14 protein-coding genes are annotated in these 14,154 nt (G+C 68.2%); 10 read left to right on the top strand and 4 right to left on the bottom strand.

The window, feature by feature from the left end; genetic code table 11:
- Window positions 1-5: 5 nt before the first annotated feature.
- A complete protein-coding gene (locus IEW01_RS12575) occupies window positions 6-1,400 on the top strand; it encodes a uracil-xanthine permease family protein (protein ID WP_188528216.1) in 1,395 nt (464 codons plus the stop codon).
- A 19-nt stretch (window positions 1,401-1,419) separates the two neighbouring features.
- Here IEW01_RS12575 and IEW01_RS12570 read toward each other — a convergent pair whose 3' ends face one another.
- Genes IEW01_RS12570 through IEW01_RS17775 form a run of 3 tightly spaced genes read right to left on the bottom strand, consistent with a single transcriptional unit; the run spans window position 1,420 to window position 4,291 of the window.
- The gene (locus IEW01_RS12570) at window positions 1,420-2,625 is read right to left on the bottom strand and encodes an MFS transporter (protein ID WP_188528214.1); all 1,206 of its coding nucleotides are present in this window, start codon (window positions 2,623-2,625) and stop codon (window positions 1,420-1,422) included.
- Window positions 2,626-2,675: 50 nt separating this feature from the next.
- Entirely contained in the window at window positions 2,676-4,169 is a 1,494-nt protein-coding gene (gene glpK / locus IEW01_RS12565) for a glycerol kinase GlpK (protein WP_188528212.1), read from the bottom strand.
- Entirely contained in the window at window positions 4,166-4,291 is a 126-nt protein-coding gene (locus tag IEW01_RS17775; RefSeq protein WP_268236824.1) for a hypothetical protein, read from the bottom strand. The genes glpK and IEW01_RS17775 overlap by 4 nt, the downstream gene beginning before the upstream one ends.
- Before the next feature lie 312 nt (window positions 4,292-4,603).
- Between IEW01_RS17775 and IEW01_RS12560 the strand changes: the two genes are divergently transcribed.
- The 4 genes from IEW01_RS12560 (at window position 4,604) to IEW01_RS12545 (ending at window position 8,594) form a co-directional block, all read left to right on the top strand.
- A complete protein-coding gene (locus tag IEW01_RS12560) occupies window positions 4,604-5,431 on the top strand; it encodes a bifunctional allantoicase/(S)-ureidoglycine aminohydrolase (protein ID WP_188528210.1) in 828 nt (275 codons plus the stop codon).
- A 124-nt stretch (window positions 5,432-5,555) separates the two neighbouring features.
- The gene (locus tag IEW01_RS12555) at window positions 5,556-6,563 is read left to right on the top strand and encodes a lysylphosphatidylglycerol synthase transmembrane domain-containing protein (RefSeq protein WP_188528208.1); all 1,008 of its coding nucleotides are present in this window, start codon (window positions 5,556-5,558) and stop codon (window positions 6,561-6,563) included.
- A complete protein-coding gene (locus tag IEW01_RS12550; protein WP_188528206.1) occupies window positions 6,544-7,860 on the top strand; it encodes an FAD-binding oxidoreductase in 1,317 nt (438 codons plus the stop codon). Before IEW01_RS12555 ends, IEW01_RS12550 begins: the two co-directional genes overlap by 20 nt.
- Complete coding sequence (locus IEW01_RS12545) at window positions 7,857-8,594, top strand: SDR family oxidoreductase (RefSeq protein WP_188528204.1); 738 nt, start codon at window positions 7,857-7,859, stop codon at window positions 8,592-8,594. Before IEW01_RS12550 ends, IEW01_RS12545 begins: the two co-directional genes overlap by 4 nt.
- Window positions 8,595-8,689: 95 nt before the next feature.
- On the opposite strand, the gene IEW01_RS12540 is transcribed toward IEW01_RS12545, so the two are convergent.
- Entirely contained in the window at window positions 8,690-9,490 is an 801-nt protein-coding gene (locus tag IEW01_RS12540) for a lytic transglycosylase domain-containing protein (protein WP_188528202.1), read from the bottom strand.
- Between the two features lie 381 nt (window positions 9,491-9,871).
- Here IEW01_RS12540 and IEW01_RS12535 point away from each other — a divergent pair, with 381 nt between their 5' ends.
- The 5 genes from IEW01_RS12535 to IEW01_RS12515 all read left to right on the top strand — a co-directional run bounded on the left by IEW01_RS12535 (window position 9,872) and on the right by IEW01_RS12515 (window position 13,865).
- On the top strand, window positions 9,872-10,096 hold the full coding sequence (locus tag IEW01_RS12535) for a Flp family type IVb pilin (RefSeq protein WP_188528200.1): 225 nt from the start codon (window positions 9,872-9,874) through the stop codon (window positions 10,094-10,096).
- Window positions 10,097-10,183: 87 nt separating this feature from the next.
- Complete coding sequence (locus IEW01_RS12530) at window positions 10,184-10,408, top strand: Flp family type IVb pilin (protein ID WP_188528198.1); 225 nt, start codon at window positions 10,184-10,186, stop codon at window positions 10,406-10,408.
- 225 nt (window positions 10,409-10,633) lie between these two features.
- Window positions 10,634-11,491 (top strand): Flp pilus assembly protein CpaB, encoded by an 858-nt coding sequence (gene cpaB, locus IEW01_RS12525; protein WP_188528196.1) that lies wholly within the window; start codon window positions 10,634-10,636, stop codon window positions 11,489-11,491.
- 269 nt (window positions 11,492-11,760) lie between these two features.
- The gene (locus tag IEW01_RS12520; protein ID WP_188528195.1) at window positions 11,761-13,200 is read left to right on the top strand and encodes a type II and III secretion system protein family protein; all 1,440 of its coding nucleotides are present in this window, start codon (window positions 11,761-11,763) and stop codon (window positions 13,198-13,200) included.
- Between the two features lie 2 nt (window positions 13,201-13,202).
- Window positions 13,203-13,865 (top strand): OmpA family protein, encoded by a 663-nt coding sequence (locus IEW01_RS12515; RefSeq protein ID WP_188528192.1) that lies wholly within the window; start codon window positions 13,203-13,205, stop codon window positions 13,863-13,865.
- Window positions 13,866-14,154: the final 289 nt, after the last annotated feature.

Genomic DNA, 14,154 nt, shown 5'->3' with positions numbered 1-14,154 from the left:
GACCGATGGCCGACAGTTCGATCGGAACGCCGGAACAATTGCGTGATCCGGACTATACCCCGCCGCTCGCCAAGGCGGTGCCGCTGGGCATCCAGCACGTGCTGGCGATGTTCGTCTCCAACGTCACGCCGGTGATCCTCGTCGCCGGCGCCGCCGGCATCGGCTTCGGCTCCGACCAGGCGGGCCTCGGCTTTCCCGACATGACCTACATGATCCAGATGTCGATGCTGTTCGCCGGGATCGCCACGCTGATCCAGACCGTCGGCTATGGCCGGGTGGGGGCGCGGTTGCCGCTGGTGCAGGGCACCTCGTTCGCCTTCGTGCCGGTGATGATCCCGGCGGTGGCGGGCGCGGGCACGGCGGGGCTTGCGGGGCTGATGACCGGGGTGCTGATCGGCGGTATCTTCCACATCCTGATCGGCTTCGTGGTCGGCCCGGTGCGCAAGGCGCTGCCGCCGCTGGTGACCGGGCTGATCGTGCTGATGATCGGCCTCGCGCTGTTGCGCGTCGGCGTCCAGTATGCCGCCGGCGGGGCGCCGAAGATGGGCACCCCCGCCTTCGGCACGCTCGAGATGTGGGGCCCCGCGCTGGTGGTGATCGTGGTGACGCTGGCGGCGAAGTTCTTCCTGCGCGGCTTCTTTTCGGTCGCAGCGGTGCTGGTGGGCATCGTCGCGGGCTACGTGGTGGCGCTGGTCATGGGGCAGGTCAGCTTCGCCGGCGTCGGCGACGCAGCCCTGCTTGCCGCGCCGATCCCGTTCAAGTTCGGTTTCGAGCTGAACTGGGCGATCATCATCGGCATGTGCTTCATGGCGATCATCTCGACGATCGAAACGGTGGGCGACACCTCGGCGATCTGCAAGAGCGGCGCGGGCCGCGACGTGACCGACAAGGAGGTGATCGGCGCCACCTTCGCAAACGGCATCGGCTCGGCGCTCGCCGGGGCCTTCGGCGGCCTGCCCAACACCACCTTCAGCCAGAACGTCGGGCTGGTGGCGATGACCGGGGTGATGAGCCGCCACGTCGTCAGCTTCGGCGCGCTGTTCCTGATCCTCGCCGGCTTCGTGCCGAAGGTGGGGGCGGTGGTCAACACGGTGCCGATCAACGTGCTCGGCGGCGGCGTGGTGGTGATGTTCGGCATGGTGGCGGCGAGCGGCATCAACATGCTGTCGGAGGTCAGGTGGAACCGGCGCAACATGGTGATCTTCGCCATCAGCCTCAGCCTCGGCTTCGGCCTGCAGCTCGAACCCTCGGCGCTGCAGCACACCGGCGAGACCGCGCAGATCCTGCTGTCGTCCGGCCTGCTGCCGGCGGCCTTCCTCTCGATCGTGCTGAACCTCGTTCTGCCCGAGCACATCTCGGGCGACGATCTCGACGAGAAATCGGGCGCGGGCGTGGATTGAGCCCCGGCAAGGGGAGCGCCTAGAACCGGCGCGTGGCCCGGCGGATACCCAGCCGCATCAGCAGGGTCGCGAACAGGAAATAGCCCGCGACGCCGATGAATTGGCGTTCGATGCCGATGCCGAGGTCGATCAGAAGCCCGGTCAACCCGGGGCCGATCGCCGAGCCCAGCACCATCGCCGCCGCCGCCAGCGCCTTGATCGCGCCGATATGGGCGGTGCCGTAGAACTCGGCCCAGAACGCGTTGGGCAGCGTCGCGTTCGCCCCGCTGGTGAGCGCGAGGAAGACGAGGCCGACGAACATTCCCCCCTGCCCCTCGGCGAGCGAAAAGATCACGAAGGCCAGCGCGACGGGCAGTTGCGACAGCGGCATCAGCCGCGCGGTGCCCAGCCGGTCGAGCGCCCAGCCCGTCACCAGCATCGCCGTGATCGCAAGCCCGGTGTAGAGCGGGAACAGCGCCACCAGCTGGACATGCGCCAGCCCCTTCACCTCGGCGAGATGCACCTGGTGGAAGAAGAAGGCGGTGTTGAATGCGGCCGGCCCGAGGATCGCCGGCAGCATCAGCCAGAACAGCGGCCCGCGCAGCGCCTCGCCCCGCGTCCAGTGCCGCGCGCCCATGCCGAAGCTCACGTCACTCTCGGCGTGGGACTGGGGTGTGCGCTCCTTGCCGAGCAGCCAGAGCATCACCAGAACGCCCAGCGCAGGCACCAGCGCCGCGCCGAGCCAGAGCGTCCGCCAGTCGGCCATCGTCAGGAGGGCGGCGAAAAGCAGGGGCAGGCTCGCCTCGCCGAGCGCCACACCGAGCGAGGCGATCGAGAGTGCCCGCCCCCGGGTTTTCACGAACCAGCGCGCCATCGCCACGACGGCGACATGGCCCAGCATCCCCTGGCCGAAGAACCGCAGCGCGAAGATCACGACGGCGAGCGCCCAGACCCAGGGGGTGAATGCCAGCGCGATCATCGCCGCGGCGAGGCCAAGCAGCATCACCGGCCCCAGCACGCGCACGCGGAACCGGTCGGTCAAGCCGCCGGCCCAGACCATCACCGCCGCCGAGGCCATCGTGCCCAGCATGTAGATCCCGCCCCACTGGCCGTGGCTGAGGCTGAAGGCTTCACGGATCTCTCCCGAGAACACCGCGATGAAAAACGTCTGGCCGAAGCTCGACAGGAAGGTGAGCAGCGTGCCCGCGGCGAGAAAGGGGGCGTTCTGGCGAAGAAAGGCGAGCATGGGCCCGCCATTGGCGAGATTTGCGCCGGGGCGCAAGGGCAAACCCGTGGCTACCGGCTCAGCGTGCGCGAAACCGCATCGCGCCAGCGGGCGTAGCGCGCCTCGCGCATCGCTTCGTCCATCTGCGGGGTGAAGCGGGTATCCACCGCCCATGTTTCGGCAAAGCCGCCCGCGTCGGGGTAGAGCCCCACCGCCTGCCCCGCGAGCCAGGCCGCGCCGAGCGCGGTGGTTTCCACCACCTTCGGCCGGTCGACCGGCGCGCCGGTGATGTCGGCGACGAATTGCATGGTGTAATCCGAGGCCGACATGCCGCCGTCGACCCGCAGGGTCGCCATCTCAGCGCCCCGGAGCACGCCCTCGCCGCGCCCGGCGTCGGCCCACATTGCCTCCATCAGGTCGCGGGTCTGGAAACCGACGCTTTCGAGCGCGGCGCGGGCGAACTCGTGCGGGCCGGTATTGCGGGTGATCCCGTAAACCGCGCCGCGCGCCTCGGCGTCCCAGTAGGGCGCGCCCAGCCCGGTGAAGGCGGGCACGAGGATCAGCTCCTGCCCCGGGTCGGCCTTGCGCGCCATGCCGCCGGCCTCGCTCGCCTTGCCGATGATGCCCAGCCCGTCGCGCAGCCATTGCACCACCGCGCCGGCCACGAAGATCGAGCCTTCGAGCGCATAGATGGTCTGGCCGCCGATGCGGTAGGCGATGGTGGTGAGCAGACGGTTTTGCGATATGACCGCCTGCGCGCCGGTGTTGAGCAGCGCAAAGCAGCCGGTGCCATAGGTCGATTTCATCATGCCAGGCGCGAAACAGGCCTGCCCGATCGTGGCGGCCTGCTGATCGCCCGCCACGCCGCGGATCGGGATCTCGCCGCCGAGAAGCGTGGTGCTCCCGAAATCGCCGTCGCAATCGCGCACCTCAGGCAAGAGGCTCATCGGCACACCGAGCCGGTCGCAGATCTCCGCGTCCCATTCCCCCCGGTGGATATCATAGAGCAAGGTGCGTGATGCGTTGGTGGCGTCGGTGGCGTGCACCCGGCCCTCGGTGAGCCGCCAGACGAGGTAGGTATCGACAGTGCCGAAGGCGAGCCGGCCCGCCTCGGCGGCGGCGCGCGCACCCTCGACGTGATCGAGCAGCCATTTCACCTTTGTGGCGGAAAAATACGGGTCGAGCAGCAGCCCGGTGCGGGCGCGCACCACGTCTTCGAATCCCTCCGCGCGCAAGGCCGCACAGGTGTCGGCGGTGCGGCGGTCCTGCCAGACGATGGCGTTGTGGATCGGCTTGCCGGTCTCGCGGTCCCAGATCAGCGTGGTTTCGCGCTGGTTGGTGATGCCGATGGCGGCGATGGTCTCGGGGCCGAGTTCGCCCGCGACCTTGCGGGCGGTGGCGAGCGTGCTGGCCCAAATGTCCTCCGGATCATGCTCGACCCAGCCGCTTTGCGGGTAGACTTGCGGAAATTCCTCCTGCGCCTGCGCCACGGGATGCATCCGCGCGTCGAACCCGATGGCGCGCGACGAGGTGGTGCCCTGGTCGATCGCGAGAATATGGCTCATGGCTTGTCCTCCCCGGCGATCCAGCGGTCGAGCGCCGCGATCTCGCCTGCATTCATCCTCAGCCCCGGTTTCGACCGCCGCCAGGCGATCTCCTCCGCCGTTTTGGCGAACTCCTGCGCCATCACGTGGCACCCCTCCGCCTCGATGCGCGTGGCGCCATAGCCGCCGCGCCCATGTCTCGCCGAGGAAAGGATAATCCGCGATCAGCGCCTTGACCATCGCGGGTTTCCCGGCCCGGTCGAAATCGCCCTCCGCCGTTCACCTCGACGCCCGCGACGAGGAAATCAACCGTTTCCTCCTGCCGTGCTGCGGCCATCGGCGCCCCCTCTCTCCGGTCCCGGCCGTGGTTGCCGCGACCACCCGCGCGCGCAACCGCACGCTTGGCGCGCCGTTCCCCGCGCTCTATACGAGGCAAAGGCAAGGAAGGATGACCGATGACAGAGCGCCGCTATGCCACGCCCCCCGGAGGGCTTCCGCCGCAGAGCGATTTGCTGACCGGCCGGGCGGTGTTCACCGAGGCCTATGCCGTGCTGCCCGGCGCCACCATGCGCGACATTGTGGTGAGCGCGCTGCCCCATTGGCGCGACACCCGCGTCTGGGTGATCGCGCGGCCTATGACGGGCTTTGCCGAAACCTTCTCGCACTACATCTGCGAGATCGCCCCCGGCGGCGGATCAGACCAGCCCGAATCCAACCCGCAGGCCGAGGCCGCGCTCTTCGTCACCGCCGGTGCGCTTGCGCTCACGATCGACGGCGCCGAGCCCGAGACGATGGAGCCCGGCGGCTACGCCTACCTGCCCCCCGGCTGCGACTGGACCCTGCACAACGAAGGCCCGGCCCCGGCGGTGTTCCACTGGATCCGCAAGCGCTACATCCCCGCCGAGGGGATCGCCGCGCCCGAACCGATCGTCACCAACGAGGCCGCGATCGACCCCACCCCGATGCCCGACACCGAGGGCCGCTGGGCCACCACCCGCTTCGTCTCGCCCGATGATCTGCGCCACGACATGCACGTGACGATCGTCACCCTGCAGCCCGGCGCAGTGATCCCGTTCCTCGAAACCCACGTGATGGAGCACGGCCTTTACGTGCTGCACGGCAAGGGCGTGTACCGGCTGAACCGCGACTGGGTCGAGGTCGAGGCGGGCGATTACATGTGGTTGCGCGCCTTCTGCCCACAGGCCTGCTACGCCGGCGGCCCCGAGCCGTTCCGCTACCTGCTCTACAAGGACGTGAACCGCCACGCGAGCCTGGACCTGTGAGCCTGGCCCGGCCGGCCGCGCCCGCGCCGCGGTGCGGGCAGGACCGGCGCGCAAAGCGGTTTCCATTCGCGCCGCGATTTCATACTATCGACGTAATCCGCCGGTAGATCGGCGGCACAGGCCCATGTCGAGCACCGAACCCCTTTCCCGCGCCCGTATCGCGCCCCGCCATCGCCTGCGAGACACGCTGGTGCTCGCCGGGCTGTTCGCGCTGGTGCTGGCCGGGCTGGCCGCCCTCGCCGCCGCCACCGGGTGGGAAGAAACCCTGGCCCAGATCGCGCGGCTCCATTTCTGGCAGTTCGGGGTGCTGCTGGCGCTTTCGCTGGTCAACTACCTCGGTCGCGGCCTGCGCTGGCACCTGTTCGCGCGCCACCTCGGGCTCGACCTGCGGCTCGGCGCGAGCCTGCGCCACTTTCTCGGCGGCTTCGCGATGAGCGTCACCCCGGGGCGGCTGGGCGAACTGGTGCGGATGCGCTGGATCGGGCGCGAAACCGGCTGGCGCTTCGCGCGCACCGCGCCGCTCATGCTGGTCGACCGCGCCTCCGATCTCGCCGCCATGGGCGTCCTGCTGGGCGCGGCGCTGGCCTTCTCGGCCAGTGGCATCGCCTTCGGCCTGCCGGTGACGCTGCTTGCGCTGGCGGGGGCCGTCATCGCCACCCGCCCCGCGCTTCTCGTCGGCCTCGCCGATCTCGGCCACCGCCTCACCGGCCGTTTCGCGCGGCTCTTCGCCAGCCTGCGCCGCGCCGCGCGCTCGCTCAAGGCCTTCTCGTCGCCGGGTGTGATGGGCCTTGCCGGGCTGCTCGGCCTTGCCGGCTGGTTCGCGGAAGGCTATGCCTTTCACCTCCTGCTGATGTGGATGGGAGCAGATATCGGCGTGGCCAAGGCGGTGGCGATCTTCATCTTCTCCGGGCTCGCGGGCGGGCTGACCGGCGCGCCCGGCGGTGTCGGCGGGGCGGAGGCCGCGATGGTGGCGCTGCTGAGCCTCGAAGGCGTGCCGCTGGAGGCCTCGATCCCCGCCACCGCCATCATCCGGGTCACCACCCTCTGGTTCGCCATCGCGATCGGCTTCGCCATCTTCCCGATCGCCGAAAAACTCTCGCTGAGGCACGCACATGCTGTGGAAAACCGCTGACTACGCCGGCTGGGGCCGGGTTCACACCGCGCGCGGGCAGATCGCCCGCCCCGAGCGCGCCGCGCAACTGGCGCAGCTGATGGAGGAGACCCCCGCCCCCGCCATGGGGATGCGGCGCAGCTACAACGACTCGCTGCTCAACGACGGCGGGCGGATCATCGACATGACGCGGATGGACAAGATCCTCGCCTTCGATCCCGAAACCGGGGTGGTCGAGGTCGAGGCAGGCATGCAGATCGGCGAGCTCGTGCGCCTCTTCGCGCCACGCGGCTGGATCCCGGCCGTGGTGCCCGGCACCGGCTTTCCCACCGTCGGCGGCGCCATCGCCCATGACATCCACGGCAAGAACCACCACGTCCTCGGCTCCTTCGGCCAGCACGTGCTCTCGGTCACCCTGCTGCAACCGGGCGGCGGCCGCGTGGTGGCCTCGCCGGCCCGCAACAAGACGCTGTTCCGCGCCACCATGGGCGGCATCGGCCAGACCGGGGTAATCCTCTCGGCCAGGCTCCAGATGATCGCCACGCCCGGCACCTCGATGCGGGTGAAGGAAACCCGGGTGGAAAACTTCGACGAGTTCCTCGCCCTGCTCGACGCCTCCACCTTCCGTTACAACGTCGGCTGGATCGACGGCACCGCCACCGGGGCGGCGATGGGCCGGGGCATCCTCGAGGAGGCCGAACTCACCGACGGCCCCCAGCGCCGCGCGCTGCCGGCGGTCACCGTGCCGCTCGATCTGCCCTCCTTCGCCCTTTCGGCGCCCACGGTGAAGCTGTTCAACGCCGCCTACTGGCGCAAGGTGCCCAGCAGGGGCAACGTCAGCGTGATGCCGATCGCCGCCCATGTCTTCCCGCTCGACAAGCTCTACGACTGGAACCGGCTCTACGGCAAACGCGGCTTCCACCAGTTCCAATGCGTGGTGCCGGTCGAAAACGCCGATGTGCTGAAACAGATCGTGGCGAAGATCTCGCGCTCTGGCCTCGCCTCGCCGCTGGCGGTGATCAAGCGCATGGGCGAAGGCCGCGCCGGCATGCTGAGCTTCCCGATGGAGGGCTACACGCTGGCGATCGACTTCCCGGCGCGCGAGAAGGCCGAGGTTCTGATCGCGGAGCTGGAGGCGATGACGGTGGAGGCCGGCGGGCGGCTCTACCTCGGCAAGGACGCGCTCGCGTCGGGCGCCACCATCAAGGCGATGTATCCCGAATGGGAGGCCTGGGCGGCGGAGGCCGAGAAGGCCGATCCCGAGGGCCTTCTGATCACCGACATGGTGCGCCGGCTGCACCTCAGGGGGACGGCATGACACGAACCTGGATCATCCTCGGCGCCACCTCGGCGATGGCGCGCGCCTTCGCCCGCCAGATCGCCGAACGCGGCGACACGCTGCTGCTCGCGGGGCGCGACATGGACGAGCTCAAGGCGCTCGCCGCCGACCTTTCGGCGCGCGGCGCGGCCGGGGCCGAGGCCATCCGCTTCGACGCGCGCGATGCGAAAACCTTCGCCCCGATCCTGCGCAAGGTCGAGCTGGAACCGGGCGAGATCAACGTCGCCGTCTTCGTCGGCTCGATGCCGCCGCAAGCCCAGATCGACGCAGACCCCAGCCTGATCGACACCGTCGCCACCGACAATTTCAGCGGCCCCGCCCGCTTCCTCGCCACGCTCCTGCCGGTGATGGAGGCGCGCGCCTGCGGCACGGTGGTCGGCGTCACCTCGGTGGCGGGCGATCGCGGCCGGATCGGCAATTACACCTACGGCGCCGCCAAATCCGCCTTCGCCACCTACCTGTCCGGGCTGCGCAACCGGCTCACCCGCGCCGGCGGCCACGTCGTCACGGTCAAACCCGGCTTCGTCGATACCGCGATGACCTGGGGGGTGGAGGGCATGTTCCTCGTCGCCGCGCCCGAGAAGGTGGCGCGCGCCATCGTCAAGGCGGTGGAAAAGCAGCGCAACGTGATCTACACGCCAGGTTTCTGGTGGGTGATCATGACGATCATCAAGCTGATCCCCGAGCGGATCTTCAAGAAACTGTCGATCTGACCGGCGTCTTGGGTCCGCAAATACCTTCGGGGGTGAATTGGCCTTGAGGCCAAGAGGGGGCGGACAGCCCCCTCGCGCGGGCGCGCGCCCGCGCCTCAACCCTGAACGGTGAAGACGCAGCCGTCGGTGATGAGTTCCGGCGGGGTGCGGCACAGCCCGCGCGCCACCCGCCAGGCGTTCAGCACCTTCGGCACGTAGGCGCGGGTTTCGGCGAAGGGCGGTACGCCACCGTGCTTGGTCACCGCGTTTTCGCCGGCGTTGTATCCCGCCAGCGCCAGGATCGGGTCGCGCCCGAAATGCCCCATCAGCCAGGCCAGGTAGGCCACGCCCCCCTTGATGTTCTCGCCCGGGTCATTGGCGTCGGCCACGCCGAAGCGCGCGGCGGTGTCGGGGATCAGCTGCATCAGCCCCTGCGCCCCGGCATGGCTCTCGGCCCCCGTGTACCCGCTCGACTCGATCGCGATCAGCGCCACCACCAGCGCCGGCGACACGTCGGTGCCCACGGTGGCGGCGAGGATCTCGGTGCCGAACCGCGCGGCGATGTCCTGCAGCGCCTGCAGGCGCGGCGCGGGCGCATCCTCTGCGCCGGCCAGCGCGTCGAGGGCGCGGGCCAGGTTGGCCGGGCCGGCATCGGCAAGCTCGGTCGAGACCTCGCGCCAGAACCAGTCCCAGCCCGAGGGCACGGGCAGGGCCGCCGAGGCGGGCAGCAGCTTTTCGCTGGCGGCGGGCTTCTCCAGCCCCTTCATCCAGGCGGCGTAGTCGGCCGGATCGACCTGCACGGTGATCTTCGGCCCCTGCCCTTTCGGCGGCGCGGCGACGCGCTTGAAGGTGAAATCGCCCTGCGGCGCGGGCGCCTTGGACTGCGCCCACGCGGGCGCACCCGTCGCAACGGCCATGCCGATCAACATTGCTGCCAGCCCACGCAAGGGAAATCCTGCTCTGCCCGGTTGTTATATTTTTTTGAACTGTCTCAGAATTCCGCCCCGAAGGCCAGTTTTTCTCACCAGCCAAGGCGATTCGCCCCCCTTTCAGCCTTTGAAAAGCACCCTTGCCTAAAAAAGTTACCAAAAAGTTTATCGCCTTTTCAGATACTTGACCGGCTCCACCCTGCCCCGCCGGCCGACGCCAAAAATTGTACGAAACCCGTCCAACTCCTGCCCCAATCTGGGGTTGTATTTGCACCATGCCAAGCAGGGCATCGGATCGGTTCACAGGCGGTTCGGGGGGTCTGCAGGGCGGGAACCAAACGAGCGTATATCCTTTCGGAGGGACTAGAGATGAAACTGTTCAAACTTGCCAAGACCTTCAAGAATGACGAATCCGGCGCGGTAACCGTCGACTGGGTCGTCCTCACCGCCGCCATCGTCGGCCTCGGCATCGCCGTGCTGATGTCGGTGTCCGGTGGCACCACCTCGCTCGCCGACGCGATCTCGGGCGAGCTGGGTTCGATGGAAATCATGGACCACGGCGGCGCAGCCGGCGGCGAAGAGGTCGTCGAGTAATCCTCGCGGCCATCACCCTGAAGCCTGAACCGCTTCGAGACTGACATCACAACCGGTCCATATCGGGCCGAACCAGGAGACAAAGACATGCAAATCGTGAACTTCTTCAAGACCTTCAAGAACGATGAATCCGGCGCCGTGACGGTGGACTGGGTCGTCCTCACCGCCGCCATCGTCGGCCTCGGCATCGCCGTGCTGACCTCGGTGTCCGGCGGCACCACCTCGCTCGCCGACGCGATCTCGGGTGAGCTGGGCTCGATGGAAATCATGGACCACGGCGGCGCAGCCGGCGGCGAAGAGGTGGTCGAGTAATCCTCGACACCACTCGCCGATCGCGTGATCCAGACAGGGCCGCATCCCGACCGGATGCGGCCCTTCTCTGCCTCTCGCGGCACGCGTGGGCCGCAGCCACGCGGTTGCCGCCTGAGAACAAACCACCGCAAATCCACGCTTTATCCCGATTTTCGCCCCATTCTTGCGACAGCGTGAACCACAGCTTGATGGCCGGTCCCCGGTCGCAACGGGAAAGGACACACCATGCGCGCGGTATTTTCATTCGTGCTCATCATCGGCGTCGGCCTGGCCGGCTTCGCGGTCTACATGGCCAAGGGCGTCTTCGACGACTACCAGAAAGCGCTGGCCACCGAACGCGCGGCGCGCGGCCAGGTGGTTCCGACCACCGAGGTTTACGTGGTCGAACAGGCGATGCGTTACGGCCAACAGATCACCAAGGAAAACGTGCGTGCCGTCATGTGGCCGAAGAGCGCGGTGCCGGAAGGCACCTATACCGCGTTCGAAGAACTGTTCCCGGAAGGTGAGAAACAATTCCGCACCGTGCTGCGCGCGATGGAAAAGGACGAGGCCATCATGAAGGTGAAGGTGACCGAACCGGGCGAGGACGCCGGCGTTTCGGCCCGGCTGGCCAGCGGCAAGCGCGCCTTCGCGATCAAGGTCGACGTCGCCTCCGGCGTTTCGGGCTTCATCTCGCCGGGTGACAGGGTCGACGTCTACTGGACCGGGCAAACCGGGTCGCGGCGCGAAGCCGGCGGCGGCGAGGTCACCCAGCTGATCCTGACCAACGTGCACATCATCGCCATCGACCAGCGCGCCGACCTAGACCGGACCGCGCCGCTGGTGGCGCGCACCGTCACCGTGGAAGCGACGCCCGACCAGGTCGGCCGGCTCAACCTCGCGCAGAACACCGGCCGGCTCACCCTCGCCCTCGTCGGCCACAGCGACGAAACCGTGGCGCGCGACGTGCTGATCGACCAGAACGCCCTGCTCGGGATCGAAGTCGAGGAAACGGTGGAAGCCCCGAAAGAACCCACCTGCACGGTGCGCACACGGCGCGGCGGCGAGATCATCGTGACCGAAATTCCTTGCCCGACCAATTGAGCCAGACCGGGGCAGAATCAGGGGGGTGGAGCGTGCTCCGCCCCCATATTTTGCGCCAGGCATCCGGTGAAATGCTGCGGTGTTGCACCCCGGACGCAGCAAGAATGAGACCCAAGCCCTTGATTCTTGCAAAAAAGAGAAAAGTAGCGCATCCTGATAGTGACCAATTGCACAGACCCGCGCGAAGCGGGCGGCAAGAGCAGAGCAGAACGGCCGTCAATCGGCAGCGGGCCACGCCCGGAAACTGTGATCGGAGAGGCAGGATCACGATGAGATTCAAAAACGCTTTTAGAGCGGCCCTCGTGGGCTTGACCCTGGCGTCGGCGTACACCGGCGCCGCGGGCGCGCAAGGCCTTCGGGTGCTGTCCGGGGCGGTATCGAGTTCGCTGAGCGTGCCGATGAACCGCGCCGTGGTGGTGGAAAGCGACGAGCCCTTCGCCGAGCTTTCGATCGCCAACCCCGGCATCGCCGACATATCGACGCTCTCGGACCGCACGATCTACGTGCTCGGCAAGGCCCCAGGGCGCACCACGCTCACCCTGCTCGCCCCCGACGGCACGCTGATCGCCAACGTCGAGGTGCAGGTCTCGCCCGATATCACCGAGTTCAAGGAACGGCTGCGCCAGATCCTGCCCGGCGAGAACATCGAGGTGCGCACGGCCAATGACGGGATCGTGCTTTCGGGCACGGTCAGCTCGGCCTCGGCGCTCGATCGCGCCCTCGACCTGGCCAATCGCTATGCCCCCGACCGGATCTCGAACCTGATGAGCGTCGGCGGCACCCAGCAGGTCATGCTCAAGGTGCGCTTCGCCGAAATGCAGCGCTCGGTGACGAAAAGCCTCTCGACATCGCTCGGCTTCGGCGGCGAACTGGCGGGCACCGGCATCGGTGCGGGGCTGGCCTTCGGCACCGGCAACCTCACCGGCGGCACCAGCTTTTCCGGCAGCACCGTGGGCAATCCGCTCGGGGTGGCCTCCAACAACGACCGCGCAGGGGCCTTCGGCTTCGGCCTCGGCACCGGCGCGCTGCAATTCCAGGTGATGCTGGAAGCCCTTGAAAACAAGGGCATGGTGCGCACGCTGGCCGAACCCAACCTCACCGCGCTCTCCGGCCAGCGGGCCAGGTTCCTCGCCGGCGGCGAATATCCCGTCCCGGTGCAGGACGAGGACGGCGGGGTGTTCATCGACTACAAGCCATTCGGCGTCGAACTCGAGTTCACGCCGCGCGTCGTCGACGGCGACATCATCAACCTCGAACTCAACGCTGCGGTCTCGGCGCTCGACAATGCCGCCTCCTTCGGCTCGGGCAACTTCACCGTGAACTCGTTCAAGCGGCGCGAAACCTCGACCACCGTCGAGATGCGCGATGGCCAGAGCTTCGCCATCGCCGGGCTTCTGCAGGACGATTTCCGCGATCTCAACGGACAGGTGCCCTGGCTCGGCGATATCCCGATCCTCGGCGCGCTGTTCCGCTCCGTCGATTACGAGCGGTCGCAATCGGAACTGGTGATCATCATCACGCCGCACCTGGTCACGCCAACGCGCGGCGAGGCCCTGGCGCTGCCGACCGACCGGATCCGGCCGCCCTCGGAAGCCGACCTGTTCCTCTACGGGCGCACCGCCGCGCCCAACCGGCCAACCACCGGCGCGGCCGGCGAGGTGGCGCAGCAGGATTTCGGCGGTTCCTACGGCTACGTGATGGAGGATTGATCATGGCCATGACCCCGGTGAAATCTCTCGTCGCGGCCACCGCGGTGATCGCCCTGCTCGCGGGCTGCGAGGAAACCCTGTCGAACTACGGCGAGGCCGGCAGCGGGCTCGACCAGGGAAGTTTCGGCGACGCGACGGCCAACAACACCGCCTACCACACCGGCGAAAAGATCTACGTGATCAGCCTCGCCGAGCGTTTCGCGAAGGAAGTGCCCGACACCATCACCTTCGCGTTCAACTCCGCCACGCTCGACGCCCAGGCCCGCGCGGCGCTCGACCGTCAGGCCCATTTCATCCGCCAGTTCCCCGAGGTGCGTTTCCGCGTCTACGGCCACACCGATCTCGTCGGCTCGCACGCCTACAACAAGTCGCTCGGCCTGCGCCGGGCGCAGGCGGTGGTGAACCACCTCGCCAGCCGCGGCGTGAGCCGCTCGCGGCTCGAGGCGATGGTCTCCTACGGCGAAACCCGGCCACTCGTGAACACGCAAGACCGCGAGCGCCGCAACCGGCGCACCGTGACCGAGGTTTCCGGCTTCGTGCAGGATCACCCGCTGATCCTGAACGGAAAATACGCCCGCGTTGTCTGGCGCGAATACGTCGACTCCGCGACGGAATGCGGCTCGAACTGCGGCGGCGGCAGCGGGTTGCTCGATGGGGGCGGCTGAGGCCGCCGCCACGTCGCACCTCACAGAAGCGCACCGGCCGACCGTTCGTGTCGGCCGTTTGCGTCCGGGCAGAGTTGGCAAGCCGGAAACAGCCCGCTCGGCACCCGGCGGTTCGTGTCGAAAGACCGCATAATTTCGCGCTTTCCGCCGTAATGTTGCCGAGATTGATTGCGACGTTGTTCCCCGTAACGAGCAGACCCGTGTGCGAGTCGCACGGGGGGTGCGCCGGATGGTCACGGGAAAACCCGGGCCACCGTAACCGGCCGCACCCTCAGCAAAAGGAACGAGG

Source organism: Sinisalibacter lacisalsi (genome assembly GCF_014640115.1).
Classification (GTDB): Bacteria; Pseudomonadota; Alphaproteobacteria; order Rhodobacterales; family Rhodobacteraceae; genus Sinisalibacter; species Sinisalibacter lacisalsi.
This window is presented reverse-complemented; position numbering and strand designations above follow the sequence as displayed.

Excerpts from the sequence above, each read along its gene's own strand:
- IEW01_RS12550 (WP_188528206.1), top strand. The coding sequence starts at position 6,544 with ATGCTGTGGAAAACCGCTGACTACGCCGGCTGGGGCCGGGTTCACACC.
- IEW01_RS12545 (WP_188528204.1), top strand. The coding sequence starts at position 7,857 with ATGACACGAACCTGGATCATCCTCGGCGCCACCTCGGCGATGGCGCGC.
- IEW01_RS12540 (WP_188528202.1), bottom strand. The coding sequence starts at position 9,490 with ATGGCCGTTGCGACGGGTGCGCCCGCGTGGGCGCAGTCCAAGGCGCCC.
- IEW01_RS12515 (WP_188528192.1), top strand. The coding sequence starts at position 13,203 with ATGGCCATGACCCCGGTGAAATCTCTCGTCGCGGCCACCGCGGTGATC.
- IEW01_RS12560 (WP_188528210.1), top strand. The coding sequence starts at position 4,604 with ATGACAGAGCGCCGCTATGCCACGCCCCCCGGAGGGCTTCCGCCGCAG.
- IEW01_RS12520 (WP_188528195.1), top strand. The coding sequence starts at position 11,761 with ATGAGATTCAAAAACGCTTTTAGAGCGGCCCTCGTGGGCTTGACCCTG.
- IEW01_RS12530 (WP_188528198.1), top strand. The coding sequence starts at position 10,184 with ATGCAAATCGTGAACTTCTTCAAGACCTTCAAGAACGATGAATCCGGC.
- IEW01_RS12575 (WP_188528216.1), top strand. The coding sequence starts at position 6 with ATGGCCGACAGTTCGATCGGAACGCCGGAACAATTGCGTGATCCGGAC.
- IEW01_RS12535 (WP_188528200.1), top strand. The coding sequence starts at position 9,872 with ATGAAACTGTTCAAACTTGCCAAGACCTTCAAGAATGACGAATCCGGC.
- glpK (WP_188528212.1), bottom strand. The coding sequence starts at position 4,169 with ATGAGCCATATTCTCGCGATCGACCAGGGCACCACCTCGTCGCGCGCC.
- IEW01_RS12570 (WP_188528214.1), bottom strand. The coding sequence starts at position 2,625 with ATGCTCGCCTTTCTTCGCCAGAACGCCCCCTTTCTCGCCGCGGGCACG.
- cpaB (WP_188528196.1), top strand. The coding sequence starts at position 10,634 with ATGCGCGCGGTATTTTCATTCGTGCTCATCATCGGCGTCGGCCTGGCC.
- IEW01_RS17775 (WP_268236824.1), bottom strand. The coding sequence starts at position 4,291 with ATGGCGCAGGAGTTCGCCAAAACGGCGGAGGAGATCGCCTGGCGGCGG.
- IEW01_RS12555 (WP_188528208.1), top strand. The coding sequence starts at position 5,556 with ATGTCGAGCACCGAACCCCTTTCCCGCGCCCGTATCGCGCCCCGCCAT.